Origin of the sequence: Companilactobacillus ginsenosidimutans (assembly GCF_001050475.1) — a bacterium.
GTDB lineage: Bacteria > Bacillota > Bacilli > Lactobacillales > Lactobacillaceae > Companilactobacillus > Companilactobacillus ginsenosidimutans.
The window spans coordinates 1,846,952-1,863,882 of sequence record NZ_CP012034.1; the positions used below are offsets into that span (position 1 = coordinate 1,846,952).

A 16,931-nucleotide genomic window follows, 5' to 3' on the forward strand; every position below is an offset into this window, starting at 1 on the left:
TGGCCATTTTAATATACGAGGTGCATTTATATGAACAAAAGAACAAAAATTAAAGTAGGTTACACGTCTTTTGCAATCGCATCAGTATTATTGACTATGCAAATTTCTCAAACGGCGCATGCGGATACAACTTCGGCAAGTACAGATCAAACACCTGCAGTTACCAACACTGCGTCCCCTGCGTCGAGTCAGAGTACGACGACTACAAGTAAGACAAGTTCTTCAAGTAGTGTGGCCACAACTACAGTAGCCCCAACCACCAGTGGCACTAGTACCGATTCTTCGACAGCTGCAACAACTAGCTCAGCGAAAACTGCCGGATCCACAACACCAACATCGACCGGATCCACAACGTCACCAACACAAGCAAGTCCCAGTAGCTATCAAGTGACCGATACCAGCTCAATTTCTCAAGCCGCAATTGACGCATCAATTGCCCAGGCGGGGAAAGCCAATTTTTATAGCGATATTAAAGCAACAACCACAATGCCAGTAACTTCAAGGGCATCGTTATCTCGGTCAGTGACACCTGAATATTCAGGCTCATTCCAGAATAACTTTTTGCAAGAAATTAAGCCCTATGCATTGGCTGAATGGAAAGAATTCAAGATTTTACCTTCGCTTGCTGCAGCCCAAGCCTGCGATGAGTCTTATTACGGCACAGAGTTGACAGGTACGTACAACTATTTCGGAATTAAAGGAGAGGGAACTGTTTCACCAACGGAGGAATGGAATGGATCAAGTTTGTATGAAACAACCCAAGATTTTGCAAACTTTTCATCCATGCCGAATGGATTCATAGGCTATGGTGAGTTTATGACTGCTGGGCCTAGATACGACAACGTAATCGGCAACACTAATTGGTATTCTGCAGCAGAAGATGTCTCTGCAGATGGCTGGGCAGGTGGACCTGGATATGGCGCTGCGCTAATTTCAATTATCGAAGAATACGGATTGGATGCTTGGGACAAAGAAGCATTCAACGAATTCGACTTTCCACAAGCACCACAAAACACAGGTGCTGTAACTGTTGAATTTGTACCAGGATACGGAGTTAATGCGTACAACCGTGCTGGCTATTATGTCGACAAAAGCCGTGACGTATTCATGACCGGAACATCTTGGAAAACATGGGGCTCAACCGTAATTAACGGACAAGAAATGTTCGCCGTAGCTCCAGATGAATTTTTGCCAATGGAGTACACAAACGCCAACGACAATTACGACGTAACAATCAACGCCTTCTCCGGAAAAGGAGTAACCGCATATCGTGCCAACGGAACCAAAGTATACGGTAGCGAATCAACCTTCAAGACCGGAACATCATGGAAAATTGGTGGCGTCGATGAAATCAATGGCGCGGTAATGTACGCCGTAGGATCAGACGAATACGTTCCAAGAGAAGACACCCAATACGGTGGAATCATCACAATCAGCTGTACACCTGGAGAGGGTACAGATGCATATGATTCAACCGGAAAAGTAGTTCCACACAGTAACTGGACTTTCTTGAGCGGAACACAATGGAAAGTCGACCGGACTCAGATTATTAACGGCCAGTTGATGTATCGAGTTTCAACGGACGAGTATATCCCCCAGGGGTCTACGGAGTACTATGCAGACTAGAATTGGTGGTGTTCGTTTGAGGAAGGATGCCGATTCCGAAAGGAAAATCGATTTTTCGGGCTGGAACGTGGTGAATCGACTTGAAGCTAATTGCAAAGTGCGCAATCATCTCCAAGCTCGATTTTATTCTAAGTGTGCTTCGCGCACTAAGAATAACCCCACCACTGAGCCCAAATCGATTTTCCCCCGGAATCGGCAAGCTACACAAAAACTTATTTTTTCTCTTTAACAATATAAATAGGACGCTTCTTAACCTCAAGGAAAATCTTGCCGATATACTGACCCAAAATCCCGATACTAATCAATTGAATCCCGCCAATCAAAAGCACAACCGAAACAATTGATGCCCAGCCGTTAACCGAGCTAAATGGATTAATAATTTTTCTGATAATAATTGCAATGATAGCAACGATTGAGAGAACTGAGAATGTTCCACCAAACCAAGTTGCTATTGAGAGCGGCTTTTCGGTGAAGTCGATGATACCGGTCAAAGCGTATTTTAGTAATTTCCAGAAATTCCATGATGATGTGCCGGCTACTCTTTGGTGATTCTTGTAAGGTAAATATTTTGTCTTGAATCCAACCCAGCTGAAGATTCCTTTTGAGAAACGATTGTACTCGGTCATTGACTTGATTGAGTCAACCATTTGGCGTGTCATTAATCTGAAGTCACGCGCACCGGGGATGATTTTTGTTTGAGACATTTTGTTGATGACTCCGTAAAAAGCATTTGAGAAGAAGGATACGATTGGGTTTTCACCTTTGCGGTCTTGTCTTGCTGAACCTACACAGTCGTATTCGCCTTGTTCCAAAATGTCGAACATCGTTGGAAACATGTCAGGTGGATCTTGTAAATCAACATCCATCACGGCTACATAATCGCCGGTAGCTTCGGTCAATCCAGCGTAAAGGGCAGATTCTTTACCGAAGTTTCTTGAAAATGAAACATAGTGTACTTCATCGCTGTGAGCTTGTTGTAGTGTCTGCAATTCCTTTAATGTGTTGTCAGACGAACCATCATCAATAAACCAGTATTCGATGATGAATTTTTGCTGATCCTTGTTGGCCTCATTTTTCATTTTCGTCATGGCGTCAAAATAAATATTAACAGTTTCCTCTTCATTGAAGCAGGGAACGATTATTGATATTTTTTTCATTTTTATCTTTCGCTTTCCTTGAGTCCGTGAGTGGTTTTATCCCAGCTATTGTGCCCAGTGATAAAGTTCCAGAAGGCGATGATGACGATTGGGATAATTAAAATCATGTAAATATAGAAGTAAATAATACAACTTACCGCTCTCCACAAGGGAATGTTGATGTAGCGATAATATTGAATAATTGAAAAGATCACTAATAGTAGTCCTAGTATCAACGTTGTGATCATCCACCAAGGAGCGGAATAGTTCACAACCGCTAGCCCTAGTATGATGGAAATTAATGAGAATAGGTTCGCAATTATTATAATAAAACTTATCATTGTTGAACACATAAACAGAACCATCTCAAATTTTTCCCAAAAGCTGAGATTACTTGAGATTGTTTTTTTACCGAGAAGTTTTAAACAGTCTAAACTACCTTGTGCCCAGCGAGCACGTTGACGGATAAATCCGCGTACCTTTGAGACTGGTTCTTGATAAACCAGAATGTCAGGGACAAAGGTGGTTTTTTTATCACGAAGCAATAGTTTCGTACTAATTTCGAAATCTTCAAGAAGGGCATGACCCCAGGGATGTTCTTCAGTTAAGACGCTGAGTCTGAAAAATTGACCATTTCCGGCTCCGGCAGCATTTCCGAAGTAATTACGCATATTTTGGAGTAGAGAATTTGGAACAACAAATTCGTAGTCTTGCAAAGTTTCAAGCCAGTTGTTAGTTTGGTTCATTGCAACTCGACTTTGAGCCATAGCTAGATCATTATCTTCATCAAAGACGTTGACCATTTTATTGATATCAACAATCGACATTGTGGCATCAGCATCGATAACGCCAATGATTGTTTTTTCTTCAGGCCAAGTATTGTGTTGCTTGATGTACTCAATACCGGAGTTTAACGCTTCACCTTTACCATGTTGAGCAACCGGGAAAGTCCGTTTGATGACATGGAAATTGTGGAAACGTTGATTCAATTTTTTCAAAATATCGGTTGATCCGTCGGTGCTTCGGTCATCAATCAAGACTAAATGGACGTTATTTTTGTAGCTATAATAACTGTCATTGAAAAATCTTTCGACGGTGTCTTTGATGACTGAATATTCATTCAGGACTGGCATTAGAATGTAAACTTTGTAATCTGATAAGAATTTATCTGGAGTACTCTTTCTTACGGGGAAGAAGAACGTTGCAATACTTAATGCAAACGTAAACAACGTCGCAAAAAAAGAGATACCCAAAATTATTTTCAAAATAAGCATGAGTACCCCTCCAAACTATTGCGTTAAATTTTGAGTGAATCTGGTAAATACATTTCATCACTTACAGCTGTCTTGATAGCACTGACGCTAATATCGCGGTCTGTTGTGTTTTCAATTGAGTGTAAGTCGCGTTCATATTGAACGAAGATGTTGTTAATTAGTGGTTCCTTATGTAGAAGCGCCTTGATACGGCCAATATTACTGTGAGCACTCTCAACGAAGGTAATAAGGTCGGTCTTTTCTTGATCACGTGAAGCGGCGACTGCTTTGTAAAGTAGGTCAGTACTGCTTCCGACGAAGACGAGTTCTGATTGACCAGCATAAAGACTGTTGATCCACCATGTAACGAATTCTTCTTTCTTGTCGAAATCTTGAGTCAATAGACCTGATCCATCGAAGACTTGGAAGTCGTTGGCAACGCCTGACTCGTAGTTAATTGTAATAACAATTGAGCCATCAGTGCGATAGAAGTTTTCTTCGTCTAACTTTTGATCTTTGTTGAAAATTTGTGCTGATGAAAGGATGCCATCAGTGTTATAAATGTTAGTCTTAACAATCTTGGAATTCTTGAAGTAGTTGATACGATCAATTTGGTCATTGAAGTATTCAACGGTCATCATAAGATTTCCACTTTGGTCGTAAATCAAAGTATTGTGAGTCTTAACATCAGTTCTTGTTACCCAATCATTTGATTCGGGAATTGTAACTTGTTTTGTTGAAGGATTATCTGATTGTTGCATGTTTTCGAACAAGTTAATAACATCAGGACGCTCGATATTCATAGATTTAGTGTATCCGTCAATGATATCTGAGAAGTGATTATTATAGAAAGAAGTTACCAATGTGACTGTTGTATCCATCTTTCTTTCAAGATAGTTAACGATGTCAAAGTAATCAGTTTCTTGTTGTTCTTTATCAACTGAATCAGATAGAACAAGATATTGTTTTGTGGGTTCAAGATAGACTTCACGAACTAAGTAAGCAGCGTGGAAGACATCCTTGATGTACTTATCAACATAATTAATGTTGTCAGTAACATTTTTAACTTGGATTTTGAGACCATCAATATCATTCTTGTTGCTCTTACTAGATGCTTCAAGTTGATTAATCATACTTGTTCTTTGCGAACGATTATTCTTAATAGTAGATTCAATTTGATTAATCTTAGTTTTGAGTAGGGCGATAGTACTGGAAATTTCGTTAATGTTGATATTAACGTCATTCAAGTCTTTCTTGTCGTTGCCAAGAACGGATTGAGCTTCGGCCAATTCAGCTGTAATCTTTTCACGATTCTTGTAGATTTTTTCGACTTGAGTCTTTTGCTTCTCCATTAAGACCATCATCTTTTGAAGATCAGTCTCATTTTTGATTGCTGCAGATAAGTCGGTTTCTTCTTTTTGATTCTTGTCGAGTTCAGCTTGCTTCTTATCGAGAATCTTGTCGTTCTTTTCAATACTTGTAGCTAAACTCTTTTGTTGTTCCTTATACTTGTAAAGTAATTCATTTTGATGTTTTTGGTCAGCACGAATACCAGCAAGACGTTCTTTCTCCTTGCCGTCATCGTCATTTTTATTCTTTTCAATGTTGTCTTGAACAGCTTTTTCGTTTGCTAAAATATCGTTAAGCTGTTTGTTTAATTTGTTGAGCTTACCTTGATAGTCGTCACGCTCGCTGAATAAGTTTAACTTCAGTCTTCCGCGGAGTTGGGCATACTCGTGCGATAAATTATTCATGCTTTTTTCAATTTTCACACGTTGATCATGAACAGAAACTACAGCGTTATTTCCATTGGATGTTTCAGATACTTCAGGGGCATGAATCGTTTGGGTAGTTTTTTCATTATTTTCGCTTTGAGTAGTCTCTTTTTTAGGTTCTGAGGTTGGCTTTTTTGGTTCAGCTTTTTGATTGTTGGTAATATTTGATTTGTTTTCGGTTGGGTTAGATTGGGCGTGAGCGTTGGTATCACGGGCATTTTGCTCCGTAACATCTTTACGTAATCTACTAAATAATTTCACGAATGAAATACCCCCCAAAAAGACTTATAATAGTTATTACAGAGTATCATTATTTTAAAATAGTGTCAAAGCAAGCCACGAGCCGATTTGACGGACTCTAGTATATGTTTGTAAGGAGATTTACGATGAAGATAATGTCTATAAATGCAGGTAGCTCTACTTTGAAATGGAAACTTTTCGAGATGCCTGAGAAAACCGAAATTGCCTCCGGAATGATTGACCGTCTTGGCTCACCAAAAGCCGTTTTCAAATTAAAATATAACGGCAAGAAAACTGAACGTGAAGAAGCTATCGAATCCAATGAAATAGCCGTGCTTTCGATTTTAAGTGCGCTAAAAGATGCAAGTATCATTGACCATTTCGAAGATATTACCGCATTTGGGCATCGTGTCGTTGCCGGTGGAGAACACTTCAAGAAGTCAGAAATCGTTACTGACGAAAATTTAAACATGATACAAGAATTGGCCGAATATGCTCCGCTACATAATAAGGTCGAAGCATATTATATCAGCGTTTTTAAAAAATTGGTTCCAAAAGCAATCCAAGTCGCAGTATTTGATACATCATTTTTCTCACAAATTCCAGAAGTTAATTATTTGTACAGTATTCCAATGGATTACTACAAGAACTTCAAGGCTCGCCGCTATGGAGCTCACGGAACTAGCCACAGATATATCGCCCAACGATTGAACGAAATCGTGCCAGGTGGAATCGAAGACAAGAACGTCATCGTCCTTCACTTAGGTAGTGGTGCATCAATTTCCGCAATCAAGAACGGCAAAGCTTTCGACATCTCAATGGGCTTCACACCACTGGCCGGAATCACAATGAGCAGTAGAAGTGGAGACCTAGATGTTTCCGTAATCCCATACCTTATGAAAAAATTAGGCTTGACGGACGTTGAAGACATGGTTGACATCTTGAATAATAAATCAGGATTACTCGGATTATCCGGAATCTCCGCCGATATGAGAGATATCGAGGATGCAGCCGCAAATGACAACGACAAGCGTGCTCAATTGTCACTAGATATTTATCGTAATCGTATTATTAAATACGTTGGTTCATACATTGCCGAAATGGGTGGCGTTGATGTTATTGCATTTACCGCTGGTGTTGGTGAGAACAGTCCTGAGGTTCGTGAGGATATCTTGAATGGAATTAGTTACATGGGTACAAAAGTAGACACAGAAAGCAACCATAGCCGAGGTAAGGAAGTTAAGATTACTACCGACGACTCAAAAATAGCTGCATATGCTGTGCCTACAAATGAGGAACTTATGATTGCTCAAGATACTTATCACTTTGCTCAATTATTGAACTAGAAGTTAATCAAAGCTCCAATAAAGAACGTAACAACTTCAGATAAAGTAATAATGAACAAATTTTTTATAATTAGAGGGAACGTTTCCTTCTTAATAGGATTGTGACTGAATTGACGAGTGTTTTTATAGATGATCGGTGTGATCAATAATAACAAGTACATCGTCTTTGGGAGCAGTCCTATAATTATGGAACAAATTAGTGCAAGATAGCCCAAAACGTACAATGAATTCAAAATGAATAGGCTGTTTTCTTTGCGAAGGTAGTAAACTAACGTTTTTCTACCAAGTGTCTTATCTTCAGCTTCGTCAGCAATGTTGTTAGCTAACAATAAATTAGATATGGCAAAACATGTCAATAATGACGATAATAAGATGTCACCATAAAATTTGAAATCGAAAATAACACCAGGTGCATCGTGTACATTGATGTAAATGGCAATTAGATAGATTACAAATCCCATGGTGAATCCGGCAAAGAATTCGCCGAGAGGTCCACGGTTGATAGGTTTTGGTCCACCAGCATAGAGGAATCCAACTGCAAATGAGAACAAGCCCATAAATAGCAGTGGTAGACCTGTTTGGTATACAATGTAAAGGCCGATTATTGCGGCGATTAAACTAAAGGTGAAGTCGATCCATCCAATCATATGAATGTTAAGATGATTGACGCCAATTACGTTAGTTTCACGACGAAAACTTTCTACACCGGTAGCGTTTTTATAATCCCAATAATTATCATTGATATCTACGGCCATATTGAACAAGAACATGGCGATGAAGAATAGTACGAGGTTCAGCAAACTAATGGAATGCCAATGGTAGTACGCGTATAATGTTCCCATTAGAAATGGGAAGACACTTGCCGTTTTGGCTTTTATTTCGACTAGTTCGAAAAATACTGAGGGTTTCACAAAATCAGTCCTTTTTGTTTGATAACATATATTATAGAATTAATTTAACTTACAAGACAAGTAACATAGGTAGAGAGGGAATTAGATGGCAAATTCTATTTGGAAAGAATATCCAGCTATGGGGAAGCGAATAGATCGCACGACGGAATTTATTCACAAAAGCTTGGACATGCGCAACGAAGCGATTGCAAAGATGATCAAGGACCTTACATCTGGAGGGAAGATGTTGAGGCCAGCATTCTTCTTAATCTTTAGCAGCTTTGGACCTGATAAAAAAACAGATAAAGAATTAATACCACTAGCAGCCTCCCTCGAGTTGCTTCACGTAGCGACTTTGATTCATGATGACGTCATTGATGACTCACCATTGCGCCGTTCAAAGCCAACAGTTCACACAAAATACGGCAAACGTAATGCAATTTACGCGGGTGATTACATGTTCACGCTGTATTTCGAAACAATATCGAGATACTTGCCACAGCAGTCTCAAATTTTGACGAATGCCTTAAGTATGAAGAAAATTTTGATTGGCGAGTTAGATCAACTGCTAATCAACTTCAACGTCGATGCTACTGCAAAAATGTATTTCCGTGAAGTAGCTGGTAAGACGGCTGAATTGTTTAGCTTGAGTACGATGATGGGTGCAACTATCTCCGGCGGCGATCACGAGTTGATTGCTAGATCGAAGAACATCGGTCATGAAATAGGGATGGCCTTCCAAATTATCGATGATATTCTTGATTTCGGTGACAGTAGAGATACTGGAAAACCAAATTTTGAAGATTTACGTAACGGCGTTTACTCATTACCTTACATTTTAGGGTTACAAGATAAGAATGCAGAGTTGATTTCAGTATTGTCTAAAAACGAGTTAAACAACGATGATATTAACGAAGCAGCACGCATTGTCGTAGATAATGGTTATCTTGATCAAGCCAAGGGTATCGCAAGAACTTACAGCAAGCATGCGTTGAAACGCATTGCCAAGTTACCAAGAGGCAAGAATAAAACAGCTTTGAACAAAATTGTTGAAGAGTTAATGGACAGAATTGAGTGAAGCTTGCCGTGCCGATTCCGAAACAAAATCGATTCTGGCCTGGAACGTACTGGGCACAATTTGGAGCCATTCCTAGTGCAGAATGTCTCCAAACTTGGCCTTTGAGTAAGCTGGGATAGTTCCCCAGCTAACACAAACTTCAGCACTGAGGCCAAATCGATTTTGTTTCTCCATCTAAAAATAGTCTCTGTTAGCCTTAGGTAGAAAGTATTAAATAATATTATTCGCAAAAAAAGTAAAATGTAAAATTCTTAATTCGAAAACAAGCTTTGTGTTTTCGAATTTTTTTGCGTCCAATTATTAATATGAACGGCAAAGGGAAATTTTTAAAGTGTTTGTCCGATATAAATATTTGCATTAATAAATAAATTTAATGTGTTTCAACGCTAGTTTAATAACTGATAAATGAAAGGATTTTTACACGTATACATTTAATATACAACGTTTTGGTATCTTTCAAGTTAAAGAAGTTGACTGAAAATTTACAATATTAGGGATGTTTTTCAGTAATTTATGAAATTGAACAATCATTTAAGCTTGGGAGGGCAGAGTGATGTGTAAGTATTCTTATTTTATCCTTTATAGCGGCGTTACACAATACTATTTAATTCAACCTTTATCTAGGAATCCGAAAAATAGGTTCGGGGGTTGTGGCTAAATGTTATCACATCAAGAATTTCAGGAGATCTGTTGTAACTACTGGAATGGTCACACTCATACTGAATTTTGTCCGCACGGTTCTCATGAAGATACTGAGGACTTCATCAGGCAAGCCATTAATGCTGGGTTTAAAACCTATTCAATTACCGAGCATTTTCCAATGCCTCCACAATTTTATAGGATGGCCGATGGCAGTAAGCATGCAATTGACACTGCAGCAATGGATTATTCGGAGCTGCAAGCATATTTTGAAAAAATGGAATATTTGAAAGCAAAGTATGCGGATCAAATCAGAATTTTAGTTGGATTTGAATTTGATTATATTGATGGATGTCAGGAGTGGACTCGCAGTAAGTTGGAAGAATTTGGCGACAAAATAGATGACGCAATATTGTCAGTTCATTTTCTACCAACGGATGGTGGCTTGCGTTCAGTTGATGACAACTATGAAGATTTTTGTGATGGGGTTTTGCGGTATTACAAGACTCCGGTCGGGGTTGCCAACAAGTATTTATCGACTGTTCTTGATGCGGTCAAGTGGAGCTGTGATGATAAACCTGCTAGATATGGACATATAACGTTATATCGAAAATGGAGAAAACAGTTTAAATCTGATACAGCATGGTCGGATACAACGACTGACCATTTGATTGATAAAATTTTAAAACACGTTGCCAAGAAAAATGAGATGCTCGACTGTAATATGTCAGGCTTGGCCAAGTTTAGTCAATGTGAGTCGTCACCATATGTGTCGATTATTGAAAAGGCTGCTGATAGAGGGATCAAGTTGATTTATGGATCGGATGCACACGAGACAAGCAATGTTGACCAAGGGCTAAACGAGTATTTGGTCCAAAAATTATGTAAATGTGGGAGAGTTTGATGGAATTAACAGCACACGATGGAAGGCCGTTTCGAATTTGCCAATTAACTGATATACACCTGGGTTCATACCCCTTTGGTGAATCGGATTTGAAAACACTTAGCTCCCTACGCAAGCTATTTACACAAAAGAAGTTTCATTTAATTATGATTACAGGGGATATCATTTGGGGAAACAACAATTCAACCGCCAAGGAAAGCCTCTCCGTTTTCTACGATTTTCTGAACTCTTTGAAAACTCCGGTCGCTATTACTTATGGTAATCATGATGTGGAGGGTCCATTAAAGCGCAGTGATATGCGTTCCATGGAGAAAAAGCTTGAATTCTTTGCGGACCGACACAACAATTTTTTGAATAACAATCGTGAGAGTTACACTTTAGAGATAAATGATCGAGATACCGGTGAATTACAAAATGTGGTCTATGTTTGGGATAGTGGCTCTTATACACATTGGCCAAAATTGGATGAGTATGCTGCTATTGAGCCTGAACAAATTCAATGGTTCTTGAATTTGCCTTATGCGCGTTCGATTGAAAATCATGATGTTGGTTTTATGCATATTCCAATTCCTGAATATCGTATGGCTGTTAAAAATATAACTTCTGGTCAATTTGGAGAAGATATTTGTGCGCCGAAGATTAATTCTGGACTGTTTTACGCGTTGCTTAGGAGAAAGAATGTGAAGGCAATTTTTGCAGGTCATGATCATGATAATAACTTTTCTAGTAGTTTAGATGGAATCGAATTAAACTACGGTAACACAACTGGGTATAACTGTTACGGATCTATTCCACGAGGTTGTGTTGAAATTAATTTATATGAAGATCGCATTGAAAAATTTGTGATAACGTTTGAATCCATGGAAGAAATCACAAGGGTCTAGCACAATGTTTTACGTCAAATGTGATAGAATTTGTCCAAAAGCCTTTACGGGAGCATGATAATTATGAAATCTATCACACCATTCTTGGTTTACAATGGCACGGCTGAAGCTGCCATGAAATATTACGAACAATGCATTAGAAATGCAACTATTACTAGAATAGACAAGTACACACAGACTGATCAATACGGTGATGATGGGAAAGTTATGATTGGCGTTATGACGATAGCCGGTGAAAAAGTACAATTTATCGATATGAAACATGACAAGCCTGCCCCACCAATGAGTTGGTCAAATAATTTGATGCTGGAATGCAGCACTATTGATGAATTTGAGCAGGCATTCAAAGGACTAGCTGATGGCGGAAAAGTTTATACAGGTCCAATTTCCGACAGTCGCTGGTCTAAGATTTCCTGGATTACAGACAAATTTGGTCTTACATGGCAATTAATCTTATAAAAAAGATGAGGATACATATAATATGTATCTTCATCTTTTTGTTTTAGTATCATCAAAAACTTCAACACAATAATTCTGCTGTCCACAGTTAGGACAAACTAGTTTTCTAGCACGAAGATTATGTTTAGCCCAGAAAGCTTTCCAAAAACGAGGTTTAAATTCGTAATTACAATTAGGGCAGATATAGTTAGTTTCCTCAAAATAATATTTGGATAAGATTCCAGCGCATATTAGAACTAATATCATACCAATGGTAAATGGAATCCATTTACCAGTCATAAATCCGTAAATCAGAGAGCCAATTTCGACTACGTCTATTAACAATCCAAATAGAAGCATATTGCGATGAACTTTCCATAATGATTTCTTGTTAGTCATAATTCTGTCGATGTCATCGATATTTTTTATGGTCACATTATCTAAGTCAGACAAATTACGTTTCATATTTTCAATGGATTTAAGCTGTGACTGAGAATCAGCAACTTGCTGCTTCAAACGTTTTTCCTGCTCATCGAGCATCAGCTTGAGAATCGAACTAGTATTGGGACTATTCAAAATTTCCTTAATAGCCTCAAGACTAAGCCCCATACCCTTCAAAAGCAAAATCAACTTAAGCCGTTTCCAGTCATCGTCGTTATAAATCCTACGACCACTCTCAGTCTTACTAGAAGGATACAACAGATCCTTCTTATCATAATATTGAAGCGTTCGAACCGAAATATTACTAAGCTTAGCCAATTCTCCAGTAGTAAATTGTGACATCAACTTCACCTCCTAACCAAGTTATAACTCATTACCCAACGTCGTCATCAAGCCCTTCCTCAATTATAAAGTAAAAAAATACGGATACGACTATAAAGTCATATCCGTATTAAGGTTATTGATAGTAACTTTAATTAGATAAATTAAATGTTTGTTTGTTGTAAATAAATATTTATAACAGGGGGATGGATTGAGATTGAAATACTATCCCACCAATTAACATTTATATAATAAAAAAATATAAACTGCAATCTATCTAGACGGAGGGAGGAAATCGATTTGGTCTCAGTAGCTAGATTATACTTAGCCGAGTGAACTTCTCGGGTTAGTATAAGGGGCAGCTTGAAGACTTTTCGTACTTGGAAAATGCTCCAAGTGTCCCAGCTACGTTCCAGACCAAAAATCGATTTTCTCCCTCCGTCGGCACTTTACACCAACAACTGCAGTTTACAACACAAAACCTACAACCCCTGATCCAACTCATACAACTCCTTAAAATGAGCATTATTAGAATACAAATCCTTAGGAGCACCTTGCATCTCAATTCCTTCATCAGTAACAAAAACAACATGGTCAACATGAGTAACACCTTGCAAATGGTGAGTAACCCAAATGATAGTCTTGTCTTTCAATACCTCGAAGAATGTCTCAAGTAAGGCGTTTTCAGTAATAGGGTCCAATCCAACAGTCGGTTCATCAAGTAACACGACTGGTGCATCTTGAAGCAGGATACGAGCTAAGGCGATTCTTTCTTGCTCACCACCAGAGAATCTAGAACCATTTTCGCCAACAGATGTGTTGTATTTCTCAGGAAGTGAATCAAGTAAATCTTTCAATCCAACACGCTCCAAAGCTTTTTTAACTTCAGCATCAGTTTTGTCCTCGTTACCTAAACGAACGTTATTCATAACGCTGGTATTAAATAAGAATGGATTTTGGTTTAAGACTGAGAAAATGTCTGAACGGTTTTCTTGAATTTGTTGAACGTTCAAATCGTTAACGGTGATTGATCCTTTTTGTGGTACCAAATCTCCAAGAATTAATTGTAGAATTGTTGTTTTACCAATACCACTAGGTCCCAGTAGGGCAATTTTTTCACCTTTAGTAATCGTTTGACTGAAGTTCTTAATCAAGATAGGTGAGTCACTGGCATATTCGAAACTTACATTGTCTAGTTTAAGACCGTTAAAGTCCTCAGGCTTCAATTCTACCTGTTCGGGTAGATTGGCGTCGACTGGTGTAACGGTGTTCAATCTATTAATGGAGTCACGGTATTGTGGCCATTCCTCAAATCCTTGACTGACAGGTACAAATGTATCGGAAAGTTGTAAGGCAGCTAAGACAACCGCGGCAACAAAGTTAGCTTGCTCCTGTCCATTAGTCATATGGAGATTAGTAAAGATAATCATCACAATCATGATTAAGGCAAAGATAAATTGTAGTACGAAATCACGGTACCTTCTAAATGCTTTTGATTTCTTCTTTGAAGCATCTAATTCATTTATTGTTGAAGCTGATAAGTTTTTGAAGTCTTCCTGACGACCAGAGATGACCCAGTCATCTACTCCTAAAATATTATCAGTTAGTTTTGTATATAAGTTAGCCTTTAAAGCCTTTTGGCGTTCACGTCTGGCGCTTTCAAGAGTAACGGATACCAGTGGAACTAAAAAGATTTCAACGGCGCAGAGGAACAGTACGAATAGTCCAAAGGCAGGGTCGAATACTCCCATAGCAATTGAAGCGATAATTGCAACGATATAAGCAATCACGGTTGGGAAAACTGTTCTCAAATATAAGTCTTGCAAATGGTTGATATCTTCAGAAAGCAATCCCATGATGTCACCAGTTTTGTGGTGTTCATTGAAAAACGAAGCATCGCTCTCAAGTGTTTTATACAAACGAGTTCTCAAATCTGAAGTCACTTTAAGTACCCAGTTGTGACTACGAAGCCTTTCAACGTACTTGAAAACAGGACGTCCAATACCAAATCCACGTGTCAAAACGATTGGCACGTAGATTAGTAAGATGTTATAAGGATGAGTCGCAGCTTTATCAATGGTGTAACCAGCGACGAACATTAGTCCAGTTGCGAAGAAAACTGTGAGGAATCCTAGGATGATTACTGAAATCAATAATCCCTTGTATTGTTTGATGTATGGCTTAACCCAAGTATCATGTTTGAATGTTTTGAAAAAGTTCACAGTTTATCACCTCGCATGTTCTCGATTAAGTCAGAATAGGCACCTTGATGAGATCTGAGATCCTCAGGTGTACCTTGTTCGGCAATCATTCCGTCATCCAAAACGATGACATAATCCATTTCTTTGATCCAGTGAAGACGGTGAGTAGCGAAGATAACCAGATGGTCCTTGAAAAGCTGTTCCATAGGTTTCTTTAAAGCATACTCAGTTTCAATATCCAAATGGGCAGTAGGCTCATCGAAAATCAAAATGTGTCGGTCGTTAGCCAAGAATGCACGAGCAATCATGATTCTTTGTTGCTGACCACCAGAGATACCACGGCCACCTTCACCGATTTTTGTTTCGTAGCCGTCTTTTAGTGTGTCAATGAAGTCTTTCAAACCAGCTTTATCAGCAGCATCCTCAACTTCAGCTTGAGATGCTTCAGGACGATAGAAAGCGATATTTTCTGCCAGCGTACCTGAGAACAAATAAGGGGATTGTGGTAAGAAAGTTAATTCTTTCTGCCATGCTCTCTGCGTGAAATGAGGGATTTTTTGTCCGTTAATTGAAATATCAGAATCATTATCGGGTGTTAAGAATCCACCAATCACACGGATAAAAGTAGATTTACCTGATCCAGATTTTCCGATAACACCAATGTTGTGATAGCCAGATAGCTTCAAGTGGTCGATATCCAAACTAGCATCAGCAGTTTTATCTTCGTCATCGTAATTGAATTGTAGATTGTTAACTTCCAAGTCTGAATTTTCGTCCCATTTAAGGTTAGTTAGTTTGTCAGTATCTTTGTTATCTTTACGTTCTAAGAATGAAAAGATATTAGTCAAAGCATTCTTACCATCAAGTGTGGCATGGTAATCACTTGAGAAGTCACGTAATGGTAAAAAGTATTCTGGAGCAAGTATCAAAGTAACCATAGCTGGAAATAGTGGTAAGGTTCCATTAATTAAACCAAAACCTAAGAACACAGCTAGAATAGCAATTCCAAGAGTTGTTAACCAGTCGAGCGCGAACGTAGACAAGATAGCAATCCTTAAGGTGTTCATAGTTCTGCGACGATATTCGTCACTAACTGTATAAATATTTTTGACATAACGCTTACTTAGACCCAACATTTTTAAAGTTGGCAAGCCTCTGAGAGCGTCTAAGAAGTGATTAGACAATACTGTGTATTGTTCGTATTGAGCATCAGCCTTAGCTTGCGCCGCATAGCCAAGTAAGATCATAAAAATGATGACCAATGGAACGATAATTGTCAAAGTGACACCAGAACCAATGTCCTGGAAGTAAATGTATATCAAAAGAATAGGAGGAATGATAGACATATTCATCATTTTGGTAAAAATCAATTTGAAGTAGTTTTCGATTAAGTCGATACCGTCAAGTGAGGCAGTAACCAAGTTACCTGTACCACTTTCCGAAATCATCTGAGGTCCAGAATTGTAGACTTTGTCGAGTAACATTGAACGGATTTCCTCCGAAGTGTTACCGGCGTAATCTTGAACTATTTTTGTGTTTATTAGATTTAATAAATGCCGGACAACAAAAGCCGCTGCAAAAAGCACCATCGGCATGATGATGGTTTGCAGTGGTTTCATATGCCACGAATTTACTAAAGCTTCTGCTAAATACTTACCTTGGAATAAAATAACAAATGCTTGCAAGAAAGTTAATCCTGCAAGCATCAGTAGAAGTTTTTTTGTTCCTGGTAAGCGAAATAATCGCTTATCAATCATAA

At 38.6% G+C, this 16,931-nt stretch carries 13 protein-coding genes; 6 read left to right on the forward strand and 7 right to left on the reverse strand.

The window, feature by feature from the left end; genetic code table 11:
• The first annotated feature begins 30 nt into the window (after positions 1-30).
• Positions 31-1,626: a glucosaminidase domain-containing protein gene (locus ABM34_RS09335; RefSeq protein WP_048705248.1), complete on the forward strand. Its 1,596-nt coding sequence runs from the start codon at positions 31-33 to the stop codon at positions 1,624-1,626.
• A 212-nt stretch (positions 1,627-1,838) separates the two neighbouring features.
• On the opposite strand, the gene ABM34_RS09345 is transcribed toward ABM34_RS09335, so the two are convergent.
• The 3 genes from ABM34_RS09345 to ABM34_RS09355 are packed head-to-tail and all read right to left on the reverse strand — an operon-like array spanning position 1,839 to position 6,051.
• The gene (locus ABM34_RS09345; RefSeq protein ID WP_048705251.1) at positions 1,839-2,783 is read right to left on the reverse strand and encodes a glycosyltransferase family 2 protein; all 945 of its coding nucleotides are present in this window, start codon (positions 2,781-2,783) and stop codon (positions 1,839-1,841) included.
• Between the two features lie 2 nt (positions 2,784-2,785).
• Complete coding sequence (locus ABM34_RS09350) at positions 2,786-4,036, reverse strand: glycosyltransferase family 2 protein (RefSeq protein ID WP_048705253.1); 1,251 nt, start codon at positions 4,034-4,036, stop codon at positions 2,786-2,788.
• Positions 4,037-4,059: 23 nt separating this feature from the next.
• Positions 4,060-6,051 (reverse strand): coiled-coil domain-containing protein, encoded by a 1,992-nt coding sequence (locus ABM34_RS09355; RefSeq protein WP_048705254.1) that lies wholly within the window; start codon positions 6,049-6,051, stop codon positions 4,060-4,062.
• A gap of 125 nt (positions 6,052-6,176) precedes the next feature.
• Here ABM34_RS09355 and ABM34_RS09360 point away from each other — a divergent pair, with 125 nt between their 5' ends.
• Complete coding sequence (locus tag ABM34_RS09360; protein ID WP_048705256.1) at positions 6,177-7,376, forward strand: acetate/propionate family kinase; 1,200 nt, start codon at positions 6,177-6,179, stop codon at positions 7,374-7,376.
• Here ABM34_RS09360 and ABM34_RS09365 read toward each other — a convergent pair.
• Positions 7,373-8,287, reverse strand: coding sequence for a 1,4-dihydroxy-2-naphthoate polyprenyltransferase (locus ABM34_RS09365; RefSeq protein ID WP_048705258.1), 915 nt, complete (start codon positions 8,285-8,287; stop codon positions 7,373-7,375). The two genes, ABM34_RS09360 and ABM34_RS09365, sit on opposite strands and share 4 nt — an antisense overlap.
• Positions 8,288-8,372: 85 nt before the next feature.
• Between ABM34_RS09365 and ABM34_RS09370 the strand changes: the two genes are divergently transcribed.
• The 4 genes from ABM34_RS09370 (at position 8,373) to ABM34_RS09385 (ending at position 12,230) form a co-directional block, all read left to right on the forward strand.
• Positions 8,373-9,344 carry a polyprenyl synthetase family protein gene (locus ABM34_RS09370; protein WP_048705259.1) on the forward strand — a complete coding sequence of 324 codons (972 nt, stop codon included), beginning with the start codon at positions 8,373-8,375 and terminating at the stop codon, positions 9,342-9,344.
• Between the two features lie 658 nt (positions 9,345-10,002).
• Positions 10,003-10,887, forward strand: a complete 885-nt coding sequence (gene hisJ, locus ABM34_RS09375; RefSeq protein WP_048705261.1) for a histidinol-phosphatase HisJ — start codon at positions 10,003-10,005, stop codon at positions 10,885-10,887.
• Positions 10,887-11,771, forward strand: coding sequence for a metallophosphoesterase family protein (locus ABM34_RS09380; protein WP_048705262.1), 885 nt, complete (start codon positions 10,887-10,889; stop codon positions 11,769-11,771). The genes hisJ and ABM34_RS09380 overlap by 1 nt, the downstream gene beginning before the upstream one ends.
• Before the next feature lie 63 nt (positions 11,772-11,834).
• On the forward strand, positions 11,835-12,230 hold the full coding sequence (locus tag ABM34_RS09385) for a VOC family protein (protein ID WP_048705264.1): 396 nt from the start codon (positions 11,835-11,837) through the stop codon (positions 12,228-12,230).
• A gap of 30 nt (positions 12,231-12,260) precedes the next feature.
• Here the strand turns inward: ABM34_RS09385 and ABM34_RS09390 are convergent, their stop codons facing one another.
• From ABM34_RS09390 to cydD, 3 genes are all read right to left on the reverse strand, one after another.
• On the reverse strand, positions 12,261-12,992 hold the full coding sequence (locus ABM34_RS09390) for a MerR family transcriptional regulator (protein WP_048705266.1): 732 nt from the start codon (positions 12,990-12,992) through the stop codon (positions 12,261-12,263).
• A 461-nt stretch (positions 12,993-13,453) separates the two neighbouring features.
• Positions 13,454-15,193, reverse strand: coding sequence for a thiol reductant ABC exporter subunit CydC (gene cydC / locus ABM34_RS09395; RefSeq protein ID WP_048705267.1), 1,740 nt, complete (start codon positions 15,191-15,193; stop codon positions 13,454-13,456).
• Entirely contained in the window at positions 15,190-16,929 is a 1,740-nt protein-coding gene (gene cydD / locus ABM34_RS09400; RefSeq protein WP_048705269.1) for a thiol reductant ABC exporter subunit CydD, read from the reverse strand. Before cydD ends, cydC begins: the two co-directional genes overlap by 4 nt.
• Positions 16,930-16,931 lie beyond the last annotated feature (2 nt).